Source organism: Sphingopyxis sp. MG, from assembly GCF_002953155.1.
GTDB lineage: Bacteria > Pseudomonadota > Alphaproteobacteria > Sphingomonadales > Sphingomonadaceae > Sphingopyxis > Sphingopyxis granuli.
Genome location: NZ_CP026382.1, coordinates 16755 through 28228, shown reverse-complemented (window position 1 = coordinate 28228; position 11474 = coordinate 16755). Strand labels below are relative to the sequence as shown.

Sequence of the window (11474 nt, the reverse complement as noted above, 5' to 3'; positions counted from 1 at the left end):
ATAACTCGAGGTATGCGCTCCTGCGGCTGCACGGAGTTATCGGGATATCCGATAGGTCGCTATCAAGCGCAAGGTCGACGCCAGCAATATCGATGACGAGATCATGCATGCGCTGCATCGATCGTGGTTCTTCGATCCAAAGACGGTCTCGGTGAGCGCCCACGATGGCAAGGTCGTTCTGGCGGGTACGGTCACATCGCCCCATGACAGGCAGGTGGCTGCTGCAACCGCCTGGGCCGCGCCTGGCGTGACCGATGTGCGCAACGAAATCACGGTCGCTTAAATTCCTCAAAGCGGCCCGGTCGTCCGCGAGTGGGCGATCACGGGTAGCCGGGCCGGCCGGGATCCGGCCCGGGCACGCTATGGGACGAGGACGGCGGCGCCCTCGAACCGTCCTGCTCTAAGGTCGCTCAGCGCCTGATTGGCCTGATCGAGTCGATAGCGGTTCGTATGCGTGACGATGCCGATTCTCGGCGCCAGCCCGAGGAAGTCGAGACCATCCTGGCGCGTCAGGTTCGCGACCGACATGATCTGCCGCTCTCCCCATAGCAGATCATAGGGGAAGCCTGGAATTTCGCTCATGTGGATGCCGGCGCAGACGACGCGCCCTCCTTTGCGGAGGGCTCGTAGGGCAGCGGGGACGAGTTCGCCCGAGGTTGCATAGATGATGGCCGCATCGAGCGGCTGGGGCGGCTGTTCGTCTGAGCCGCCAGCCCAGGTGACGCCGAGGGATCGGGCGAAGCCCTGCGTGGTGACATCGCCGGGGCGGGTGAACGCAAAAACGGATCGGCCTTGCCATCCTGCCACCTGTGCGACGATGTGCGCGGCAGCGCCAAAGCCGTAGAGCCCGACACGATGACCTTCGCCGGCCATGACCAGCGAGCGCCAGCCGATCAGGCCGGCGCAGAGAAGAGGGGCCAATGACACATCGTCGCCGTTCTCGCCGAGTGGAAACGCGTAGCGCGCGTCGGCGATCGCGGCCGTCGCAAAGCCGCCATCGCGCGTGAAACCGGTGAAGAGGGGGTGGTCGCAAAGGTTTTCGCGCCCCGCCGCACAATAGGAACAGGCTCCGCAACTATGGCCAAGCCAGGGGATACCGACCCGCTCTCCCAACTGCAAACCCTCCACGCCCTCACCGAGCGCATCGATCCGGCCGACAATTTCGTGACCAGGAATGACGGGAAGGACGGGGTTGGGTAGATCGCCGTCGACTACGTGGAGATCGGTCCGGCAGACGGCGCATGCCGACACTTTGACACGAATCTCTCCCGGTCCCGGCGAGCGGTCCGGAAGGTCCGTCCAGACAAGGGGGCGGCCGAGCTCTTTCAGCACCATTGCCTGCATGGCGATGTCAGACCTTTGCAAGCTTTGTCATCAATGGGCGAGGAGCGCGCACCGGTTGGAAGCGAGAAGGAGATCGGCGGTCACTCCGCCCAACACCCATTCGCGCAGCCGGCTATGGCCGTAGGCGCCGGCTACGATCACGTCGGCGGACTGCTCCCGCGCAACTGCTTCGATCGCGGACGCATCATCACCTGTGGCACGCACCACGAACGGTTCGGCCGCGATACCATGGCGCTTGAGCCAGCTGGAGACATCATCGAGCCGCTTGCCCGCCCCCGCCATCTCATCTTCCGCGGCGATCTCGACGAGCGTGACACGCGATGCCATTTCAAGGAAGGGCAGGGCGTCGAGCGTAGCCCGCCTCGCCTCGCGGCTATCTTTCCATGCGATCATAACGCGGTCAGGCGTCAGTCTGGTCGCGCCGGCAGGGACGAGAAGAACGGGCCGGCCGGCGCGGATGATCAGATCGCCCATGTCGACGTTGCGCGTACGGTCGAGCATCGAGCCGCCCCGATCCGGTTTGGTGATCAGAAGATCCGCGCTGCGGGCCTCTTCGCCGATATAGTCGGCAATCGATGCCCCGGTGATCGCAAATCGCCAGTCGAGACCGGAGACTCTGCCGCCGAGCACCGCCCGGAATTCCGTTTCGGCGGCGTCGGCCTCCCGTTGAATCTCATCGCGATTCTGTTCCATCACCTGGCCGGAAATGAAGCCGTCGCCATAGACATACTGGATTGGCTGGCATGCCGCGATGCCGATCACGCTCGCTTGAAATCGCTGGGCGAGGTTGGCCGTAATCTGGAGTAGATCGGCGTTCGGCTTGCCGAGTTCGAGGTGGACCATCAGCGTAGCATAGGTCATCGGATCATCTCCTGTAGCTGCCCACGTTCGAGCATCTGGCGGTTCGGCATCAGCATTGGATGCGCACTAGATCTACGGCGCTCCTCCGCGGCCAAATATCGGGTGATATACTTATCTGCGCGCCAGCCACCCGATCGCCAGCGCGGCGTTCAAAGCGCTCTCCGCCCTCCCGGGAAGATCCGTAACCTTACCGATTTGAAGGGTGCCTGCGCGAGCATAGGAGAGAGAATCACAAGGTATAATTTTCCAGCTCGGGAAAGTGCGCGTGAGAAAGCTGCATGGTCGACCACAATCTGGACGTAGCGGCAGCGATCGTGTCCGTGGTGATACTGTGGGTCGTGATACTTCTCACCGTAAGGGAGAAGATGTGAGTGTTTCGAGGATTGCTCGGTGCGCCGTATTGGGGATCTTCACTGTAGGATTGTGTAGCATACCGGGTGCGCTTCTTGCTCTAATCCCCGAGACCGCTACAACTATTCCTACAGAAGTACCTCTCGGCTTCACACCCGATGCCGACGTGCTGATCCACACGGCCAGTGGGTTTCGCTTTCCAGCACAGGTTGCAGGGTTCACACGGATGAAGGAACGCGGGTCAGATCCGAGCGGCGAATATGTCGCGATCGGATATGAACGACAGATCGGCCAGGACGACCAGATCATCGTTCGGATAGCGATCGTCCATCTGGTGGATATGACGGCTGCAGAGCATTACACCATCATGAAGTCGGTCGCCATGTCACATTTTTCTGCGGTTTCGGTCTTGTCGGAGACCAGGTTTTCGATCGGTGGACAGCCGGATATTCCGGGATACCGCGGAGTATTTGCGGGCGAGCGAGGGGATCATTCCTGGCGCTTCAGCCTGACAACCGTGGACTTCGGCTTCTGGGACGGGCGCTTGGCGTCAGCCTATCCCGCAGGTCGGGCGCGGGAGGCGGAGAGCGCATTGGACGGGCTCCTTTCCGCGTTCCGCTGGCAGCGTCCTGTCACGCGCGTTGAGTGAGGCGCGCCCCGCGACCTAGTGCGGCCGAATTTACCGCTCGGTGATGAATTTTGGGCTTTTCGGGTTGGGAAGGGCGGCGCCGGCATGAACACTCAGATAGTCGCCATCGTCGACACGAGTGAGCGGGACGATCAGTTCAACATCAACGCCATCAAACTTAAGATATAAAGCAGATCCCTTGCGTCGAAAGCCGGGTCGCACCTCGGGTTTCGTTCCGTTGGTTAGCGTGCAAAATCACCTGGCCGCAATTTGGACATTGAAGCCGGCGTAGATCTGCCATTTGGGCGCGGCTATTCCCTTGTGGATCACAGAATATTGCGGCTCGACGAAGGTGTTGAGCCGGACCTTCTTCGAGAGGGCTCTGTTGCAAAGATTGGCGGCAGTCAGAGGTAGGCTGTCGCTCTGCGCCGATCAGGCGGCTGCTGCGAAATGGTGGTTGAGCATGCCCATGGCCTCCGTCAGCGCCGAGGGCCCAATGCCAAAAGCTCTCTCCACAAGGCGCACCTCGCCCCTGATGCCGGGCTGCAGGCACCAGGGGCGAGCCTGTCCTTTGCGCAGGGCTCGCATGACTTCGAATCCCTTGATCGTGGCATAGGCCGTGGGGATCGATTTGAAACCGCGCACCGGCTTGATCAGTATCTTGAGCTTTCCGTGATCGGCCTCGATCACGTTATTGAGATACTTCACCTGCCGGTGGGCCGTCTCCCGGTCCAGCTTTCCTTCGCGCTTCAATTCGGTGATCGCTGCACCATAGCTCGGCGCTTTGTCGGTATTGAGCGTGGCAGGCTTTTCCCAGTGCTTCAGGCCTCGCAGGGCCTTGCCCAGGAACCGCTTCGCTGCCTTGGCGCTGCGGGTCGGCGACAGGTAGAAATCGATCGTGTCGCCCCGCTTGTCGACTGCCCGGTACAGGTAGGTCCACTTGCCCCGCACCTTGACGTAGGTTTCATCCAGGCGCCAGCTCGGATCAAAGCCACGCCGCCAGAACCAGCGCAGCCGCTTCTCCATCTCCGGGGCGTAGCACTGGACCCAGCGATAGATCGTCGTATGGTCGACCGAAATGCCGCGTTCCGCCAGCATTTCCTCAAGGTCGCGATAGCTGATCGGATAGCGACAATACCAGCGCACCGCCCACAGGATCACATCACCCTGGAAATGGCGCCACTTGAAATCCGTCATCGTTCCGTCCGTCCAATCTCCGCCAAGCATGCTCAAGCTTCACGATTTTTGCAACAGAGCCCTTGCGGACATTCTGTGCAGACTGTAGCATCGTCGACATGCGCTGGCTGATCATCATCGCTTCGTTCGGTTACGTGATGACAGACGCATCCGTCTCAGCACAGCCGATGCGGCAGCCTAGCTGGGATGAGGTGAAGGAGACGGCCAAGGCCTGCTCTCTGGTGGTTCACCGCATTGATGTTCCTGCGAGCCCGGTCGGTTCGGGAGAATGGGCTTACTACATCGACCGGCAATCGACCTCGACGCAGCGGACGTGTTTCTACAAGCGACTGGGCATCGGAGAAGTCGAGAAGACGATGCGGGAGTTTGACTTCGCTGGCGCGAGGCAGTCTGGCAGCTAACCACCCACAATCGCCGATCAGCGACGAGTCCGGACTCGCCCCATTGCGGACAAAGATCGTTTGAAGCACCATCTAGCGGATAGCTTCCGGATCATGGACGACAAGCGCAAATGAAAATCCCGCGATGGTATTTGTGGCAGTTCGCGGCATGGCTCGTGACCGGACTTCCCTTCCAATGGTTTTTTACCGCTTTCAACGGCCTGCCATTTCTCTCATTGCCCGATGCGCCGGGGCCTAATGGCCCGTCGCTGCCACTTTGGGTTTTGGTGATGATCTTTCTCTATCACCCAATTTTGACCGCTCCGGTTGCGGTTTGGTCTGCCTTTTCTCATCGCAAGCGGAGCCTGCCACGTCCTTAGGGCTGCTGCGCTGCTGCCCGGCGATGAACGTCCGCTAACCACCACTTTTTGCCATTCCGGAATGGCCCGCGGCCTTGAGGCGTGCTGCCTTATGTAGGTTTTCTGTTCCGTTGCTACTCAACCCCCAACCACCGATCCGTGTCGTTCGCTGTTCGTTCGGGCCTGGCGTACGCAAAGCGCACTTTCGTGCAGTGACCCCTTCCTGCTCTACCTCGTCTGACGTGCCGTTCACGATCATGAAGAACGGCAACGCTGCAACGTCGTTCTTCTTCAACTCGGTGAACTTCGGAAGCGGCTGCAACTACAACGCCAATCTCAACACGGGCGCTGCTTTGACCGTCACGCCCTAATCCGGGCTAACAGGGGGGCGGGGCAACCCGCCCCTTTTTGCCGCCCGCGCCGATCGCGGCGGATATTCGGTTCAAAAGGCCATGCGAACCGATCCTGCATAGCCGGCGCGCGCGATGGAGCGCGCCACCCAGCTATAGGACTGACAGTGGATTCCGTCGCGCCGCGCGCGCGCCCACGCCAGATCAATCACGAGATCACCCCACCGTTTGGCGACGTTTTCGATCGCGGCCGTGGCGCGCCGATCATAGGGCAAAAGCCACACGACCTTGCCGACCTGGAGCTTGCCCCGGATCGCGTTGAGATTGTCGGCGAGGTGCGGATTGCCGGCGTCATTCGCGCCGGCCGAGATCACGGCGCTACCATAGGAGCCCGCAGGCGTTCGATCGAGGATCGCGGCCGAGCCGATCCCGGCCCTTGCTACAACTGTGCAGCGGTTGCCGAGCGCAGCGCGCACCGCAGCGGCCGTGCCGTCCGCGTGGCTATCCCCAAGGATCAGGCAGGATGCGAGCACCATCACCGTAATTTTCCTCTATCGCAGCCGCGAGCATATCTTGCGCGGCCAACTCAGCCGTCGCCGCTTCCAGATCGATTTGGAAATATTCAGTGGGGAGCGGCATCGTTCGCGCGATCAGAAAATAGCGCAGGACCGTGTTTGCTTCCGGCGTCCGCGCCCAGCGCCGGAGTGCCGGCGTATCCTTGAATCCGCCCGTCGAGAGCATTTCCAAGATCGCGCGATTCCGATCGTGAACATCGAGCACGAGCGGCACGTCGGCCGCAGTTGCGTTCGGAGGCCAAGAGCCGCCCACGGTCATTCCTCGACGGCCGCGATCGAGCGCGGGACGTACCCGGACGGATTGTAGGAAACCACCCGGATCGGCGACGAATAGGGGTTCACGCCCCCGGCCTTCGCAGAGGCCCGAGGAGCGCGCTTCGCTACGGCCGCCACCCGAACAGGCGAGGCTTGGGGAGTCGGCCTCGCAGCGATGACAGGGGCGGTTGTGACCGGCGCATTGTTCACCGTCGCGATCGTCTGAGGCGTCACGGTCAGAGTGTCATAGGTATGGAAGCGCGACGACAGCCAGCTACCCCATTGGCGTGCATAGACCATGATCGCCGCCCGATAGGGGGCGTTGTGGACCGGCGTTCGCGAGTGGTAATTCGCCACCCGCGTCCAGATATCGCCGCGATCGTTTTTGATGTGCCCGCGCAGCCGCCACGCCGCCAGATCGTAGGAATAGCAGCCCGGTTGAGCCACGTCCGCCGTCCCAATCCCATAGCGTGCCAGCGTGCGAATATAGGCGGTGTTGAATTGCATCGAGCCGATATCATAGGTCGCGTTGGTGTTGCGGACCCATTGCCCCGGCTTGCCGCCTTCCTTCTGCGCGACGGCAAGGATGATGTTGGCAGGGACGCCATATTTGGCCGCCGCGCCGATCGAGCACACGACCCTTTCATGGATCGCGGGCGGGATATCCGCAGGCATCATGGATTGTTCCCCCGGTTCACGAACTCAGACACTTCATTGCTGGCGTCCACACGGGTTGACGGGTTGCTACCGCGCTGACTTCCCGAGATTGCGTCCCCGCCGAAGCCGCCGGGGTCCGCGCCGATCGCTTCCGAGGGGCCGCCGTCGCCATCGAGCGCGCCGCCATCGGAGCCGCCGCCACCAAACGAGCCCGACCCCGAGCTACTATAGGAATAGGAATCGAAGCCTCCCGTGGAGGTTGTCGATCCCGGCGACCCGAAGCCGCCTCCCGAGCTACCGCCGCCGCGCGAGCCGCCCCGCGATCCCCCTGCCCCGGTTGCCGGCGTCAGGGTTTCGCTTCCGCCACCCGCTTGCCGCCTCGCAGCCGCAGCGCCGGGGTTGCGGATTTCCGATGCGATTTGCCCGCCGACCGTGCCGGCGACCCGCGCGCGCGCCGCGTCAGCTACAGCGCCCATTTTGTTTGAAGCTGTTCGCGCGATCCCACCGCCGAGGTTAGATGCCATATCGGCCGCGAACAAAGCGCCCGTCGCCAACGCGCTACGGCCTCCCGATCCGCCGCCTTCACCAGCGCCGGCCCCGCCGGGTTCCTCGCCAAGTGCAGCGGACGCTTGCGCGGCCGAGCCGGCTTCCGCCGTCGCCGCTACGACTTCTTCGGCAGAGCCGGCCGCCGCGCCATCGGGCTCCCCGACCGCCCCGGCGATCCCGCCGCCGGTAGTGCCAGCGGGAGAGCCAGCGCCAGAGGTCGCAGTCTCAGCGCCGCCGCCTTCCCCCGTCGCGGCGCTACGTCCGCCGCCAGCGTTATCGTTCGCGCCGCCAGCACGGCCGCCGCTGTCAGCGCCACCCATCGCAGAGGAGAGAGGCGAAGCCCCGCCACCCCCGCCGCTACCACCGCCACCGCCGCCGCCGTCAGGACCGAGGCTCCCGCTCACGCTGGACCCGCCGCCCGACGACGAGCCCCCGCCCGAGCCCGAAAACATGCCGCCCCCGCTTGCCATGTTTTCCTGCGCCGACTTGAACGCGGCGCTTATCGCGCTCGCGCCGCCAGCGGCGTTCGCCGCACCGGCAGCGAGCGCAGCGCCACCAGTAGCCGCAGCCGCTACAGCCATGCCGCCCGCAGTCATGGCCGCGCCCGCGCCCAATGAGCCGACATTGGCAGCACCGCCGACGCTAGCGCCGGTTATGATGCCAGCCACAATGCCCGGAATCTTGTTGACCAGCGCCAAGAGGATCACACAGGCGACCATCATCGCCGCAAGCTCTTTGATCGTCGTCACAGACGACATGCTGGCGTGATACTGATCTACGAAGGTCTTGCCGATCCCGACGAGCAGAACCATCGCCATCAGCGACGCGGCAACACCGAGCACCGTCTTGAAATAGTTGATCGCCATGTCCGAGGTCCACCGGGAACCGCCGAACCCGAGGAAGAAAATGCCGCCAAAGGCGAGAATCCATGCGGAGACGAGCAGGAGCAGCATGTTGACCGCCACGAGGGCGAGGACAACGAGGATGATGCACGCGATGATGATCCCCACCGCAGAGTCCACCGGCTCCCAAATCGAGGACTGATCGACCGTTGTTGAGACGATATCAAAGCCGATATCGACAATGCTTCCGGGTGTGACCGGGCCGATGCTTGCCGCATTTGATCCTAGCTGTTGCAGGGACCGAATGATGGCGTCTGCGATCGAGGGACCGTTCGTCAGCAGGAAAAAATAGAAGCCGGTGAAAACGACGAAGCGGATAAACTCAGAGAAGAACTCTCCGAGATCGGCCCGGCGAAGGGCCATAAGGCCCATCGTCCAAACCAAGCTGATAGCCGCCAGACCCCAAAACAGGAACGAGGCTGCACTTGTCATCGCCGAGGACCAGCCACGGGCCGCCGCCGCGTAGCGATTCTGGATATCGGTGAACATGCCGCCGCCCTCAGTCTGGGCTAGGGCTGGCGTCGCCACCGTCAATGCTACCAACGTGCAGAGCCCTATGAGGGCCAGCTTATTGCGAGATACAACCATCGTTCCGGCCCTCAGTTATCCGAGCTTCACCCGCTCACTTTGGCGTCGTGTATTCGTACTTGCCCGGCGGCGTTTTTTTGTAGGAGCCCCCGCGAGGGTTGGGTTTCGGCTGTTCGATTGGGGGCGGTGCAGTGACGGCGACCGGCGCAGGGGCTTCCGGCGTCGCCCGCAGCATCATCACGAGCAGGCCAAGGAGGATGACGACCACCGCCACCAAAAGTCCCACGAGCTTGATGTTCATTTCGTCATCCTCCTGTCGGCGCGATCAGTTTGGCGTCGTATAGCCATAGGTGCCGGTCGCATCCTTTGTGTAAGAGCCAGACCGTGCCTTTTCCGATGCGGCGACGCGCAGGGCCTTTTCGTCCATTGCGGCTTGCTGGACGGCCAGCGTGGCGGCCTGCTGTGCCATTAGCTGCTGGCGCAGCGCGAGAAGCTGGTTGGCCTGATTTGCGGCGAACTGGTTGGCATAGCCGAGGGCCTGTGCCTGCCCGTCCGCCGATTGAGCGTTGCGCTGCATCTGTTCGAGCGTCGCCGCTTCCTGCTGCAACTGCGTCTGCTGGTTGCTGATACCGCGTAGCACTTCATCATTCGACGCCATGAGAAGCTGTTGCTTGGCCCGCTGGTTCGATTGGAGCGCCGCGCGCTGTGATGGAGTGCAGCCCGTCGCCGAGAAGCAGGCCGAGTTCCTATAATAGTTCGGATTCTGGAACTGGCTCAGATAGGCGTCGATCCCGCCTGTCTGGCGCGTCAATGAGTTGAGCGAGTTGACCGAGTTTTGCAGCCCGTCGATCGTGCTTTGCGCTTGGCTCCACACGAAGGCGGCAGGGGCCAGCGTGTTTTTGAGCATGTTCTGATATTGTTGAAGCTGGGTTTGGTACTGCTGAACCTGCTTCGCGACCTGAGCGACGCTCTGGACCGCCGTAATGGTGTTTTGCTTCACGCTCGCAACGTCGATGACCGCGAATTGAGCGTTAGCCGGCGTCGTCATCGGGGCGGCGATGATCGCCAGCCCGAGGCCAATTTTAGCGGCTAAAATTACCTTTCGCATTGGACTCACTCCTTGGGGTTAATAGTCGAACGCACGATAGGGCTTTGAAAACGCGAGGTCTTTCGTGACCACGACGTTGAACCGGAAGCCGGGCCGGATCATCAACGTAGGCGAGATATTGAGGTTCTTTTGGATCATCATGGCGGTAGCCTGCCCAAGCTGTTGCCCGAGAGCTTCGCTCAGCGCCGAGCCGGCGCTTTGCCGGTTGTTGCCGTTGCTATCGAAGTTGGACCGGGGCTGACTGAGTGTTGCGCCCGCCGTCACGCCAGACATGAACAAGGCCGATCCGAAGATGCGGAGATAGTGGTTATTCACCTTGTCCTTAAAGCCGCCATAGCCGGCGCTGTCCGAGCCGGGCATTGCGCCAATGTCCATCGCCTTGCCGTCCGGAAAGACGATCCGCTGCCATGCGATCAGCACCCGCGACTGACCATATTGAACGTCAGCCGAGTAGGAGCCCACCAGTCGCGCGCCTTGCGGGATCAGGAGGTATTTGCCGGTCGCGCTGTCATAGACGTTCTGTGAGACTTGAGCGACGATTTGGCCGGGCAGTTCCGAATTGATGCCAGAGATCAGCGTCCCCGGAATCACGAAACCGGCGGTTAGCTGATAGCGCGTGCGCGGAGCCGCAGGCTGCGAATCCAGTTGCCACCGATCGCGGCCTTGCCTGTTGCCGAACTGGCCTAAATCTCTGCCCTGCCCCGTGGCGTTCCCACCGCCGCCATTGGCGGCCATCTGGCCTTGCAGAGCCGCGAGCGTTTGCAGATCGGTGGAGGAAGGGCCGTTGCCTTCCGCAGCCGCCGCCGCGATTTGCTGGCGCAGAGCTTCAAGGCGTTGCGCCGTGTCGCCGTTGGGGCTTCCACCGCCGGGCGAGCCCGCGCTACGCGCCGCAGCCATTTTGATGTTCGTCGGCGCGCGAACTGCGTCTGTGAACATTTGCGCCTTGGCGGCGCGCATTGCTTCGATACGTTGCCGCCTCGACAGCACTTCGGGCGGGACTTGGGGCGGCTGTCCGTTGCCGGCATAGCCCCCCGGAGGCACGGGCGGCATGTCAGGGTTCACCGGGGCGATCGGAACGCCGTTGGCGTCGAGAGCGACCGGGCCGGGAACCATCGTCGGCGCCGTTGGCACGGTCGGAGCGCCGCTCGCGGACGGGACTTCCCCGCCTTCCGCATTGCCGGCGACCTGTCGCGCCATGTCCATTGAGGTTTGGCCCTTGTTGGGCTGTTGGAGATCGTCAGGCTTGACCGTCTGCATTTGGCCGCGTTCGATCACGACCATGATAACGATGAGCAGGAAGACGACGACCAGCGCGCCAACAATATAGATCGGCCAGTTGTTGACCCGGCGAACGCCGGTAATCAGGCGGGATTGAGACGTGGAGCCACCCGGCGAGGATTCGGGCGACATTGGATCAGCAGTTGCCATCGTAT

The 11474-nt window shown here is 62.4% G+C and carries 13 protein-coding genes; 3 read left to right on the top strand and 10 right to left on the bottom strand.

Annotation, left to right across the window (positions count from 1 at the left end):
• The first annotated feature begins 103 nt into the window (after positions 1-103).
• A complete protein-coding gene (locus C3E99_RS20205; RefSeq protein ID WP_217408401.1) occupies positions 104-283 on the top strand; it encodes a BON domain-containing protein in 180 nt (59 codons plus the stop codon).
• Between the two features lie 77 nt (positions 284-360).
• On the opposite strand, the gene C3E99_RS19330 is transcribed toward C3E99_RS20205, so the two are convergent.
• Entirely contained in the window at positions 361-1344 is a 984-nt protein-coding gene (locus C3E99_RS19330) for a zinc-dependent alcohol dehydrogenase family protein (RefSeq protein ID WP_104960464.1), read from the bottom strand.
• Between the two features lie 30 nt (positions 1345-1374).
• A complete protein-coding gene (locus tag C3E99_RS19325) occupies positions 1375-2205 on the bottom strand; it encodes a universal stress protein (RefSeq protein ID WP_104960463.1) in 831 nt (276 codons plus the stop codon).
• Positions 2206-2722: 517 nt separating this feature from the next.
• Between C3E99_RS19325 and C3E99_RS19320 the strand changes: the two genes are divergently transcribed.
• Positions 2723-3205 carry a hypothetical protein gene (locus C3E99_RS19320; RefSeq protein WP_234002716.1) on the top strand — a complete coding sequence of 161 codons (483 nt, stop codon included), beginning with the start codon at positions 2723-2725 and terminating at the stop codon, positions 3203-3205.
• Between the two features lie 411 nt (positions 3206-3616).
• Here the strand turns inward: C3E99_RS19320 and C3E99_RS19310 are convergent, their stop codons facing one another.
• Complete coding sequence (locus C3E99_RS19310; RefSeq protein ID WP_001389365.1) at positions 3617-4381, bottom strand: IS6-like element IS6100 family transposase; 765 nt, start codon at positions 4379-4381, stop codon at positions 3617-3619.
• A 98-nt stretch (positions 4382-4479) separates the two neighbouring features.
• Here C3E99_RS19310 and C3E99_RS19300 point away from each other — a divergent pair, with 98 nt between their 5' ends.
• On the top strand, positions 4480-4782 hold the full coding sequence (locus C3E99_RS19300) for a hypothetical protein (protein ID WP_234002715.1): 303 nt from the start codon (positions 4480-4482) through the stop codon (positions 4780-4782).
• A 780-nt stretch (positions 4783-5562) separates the two neighbouring features.
• On the opposite strand, the gene C3E99_RS19930 is transcribed toward C3E99_RS19300, so the two are convergent.
• The 7 genes from C3E99_RS19930 to C3E99_RS19265 all read right to left on the bottom strand — a co-directional run bounded on the left by C3E99_RS19930 (position 5563) and on the right by C3E99_RS19265 (position 11469).
• Complete coding sequence (locus C3E99_RS19930; protein WP_158682382.1) at positions 5563-6009, bottom strand: hypothetical protein; 447 nt, start codon at positions 6007-6009, stop codon at positions 5563-5565.
• Complete coding sequence (locus tag C3E99_RS19290) at positions 5972-6304, bottom strand: hypothetical protein (protein WP_158682381.1); 333 nt, start codon at positions 6302-6304, stop codon at positions 5972-5974. The genes C3E99_RS19930 and C3E99_RS19290 overlap by 38 nt, the downstream gene beginning before the upstream one ends.
• A complete protein-coding gene (locus tag C3E99_RS19285; RefSeq protein WP_442800486.1) occupies positions 6301-6978 on the bottom strand; it encodes a transglycosylase SLT domain-containing protein in 678 nt (225 codons plus the stop codon). The genes C3E99_RS19290 and C3E99_RS19285 overlap by 4 nt, the downstream gene beginning before the upstream one ends.
• Entirely contained in the window at positions 6975-8894 is a 1920-nt protein-coding gene (gene trbL, locus C3E99_RS19280) for a P-type conjugative transfer protein TrbL (RefSeq protein ID WP_158682380.1), read from the bottom strand. Before trbL ends, C3E99_RS19285 begins: the two co-directional genes overlap by 4 nt.
• A 133-nt stretch (positions 8895-9027) precedes the next feature.
• Positions 9028-9234 (bottom strand): hypothetical protein, encoded by a 207-nt coding sequence (locus C3E99_RS19275; protein WP_104960459.1) that lies wholly within the window; start codon positions 9232-9234, stop codon positions 9028-9030.
• A 24-nt stretch (positions 9235-9258) separates the two neighbouring features.
• Positions 9259-10041, bottom strand: coding sequence for a P-type conjugative transfer protein TrbJ (trbJ, locus tag C3E99_RS19270; protein ID WP_104960458.1), 783 nt, complete (start codon positions 10039-10041; stop codon positions 9259-9261).
• 18 nt (positions 10042-10059) lie between these two features.
• Complete coding sequence (locus C3E99_RS19265; RefSeq protein WP_234002714.1) at positions 10060-11469, bottom strand: TrbI/VirB10 family protein; 1410 nt, start codon at positions 11467-11469, stop codon at positions 10060-10062.
• Between the last annotated feature and the right edge of the window lie 5 nt (positions 11470-11474).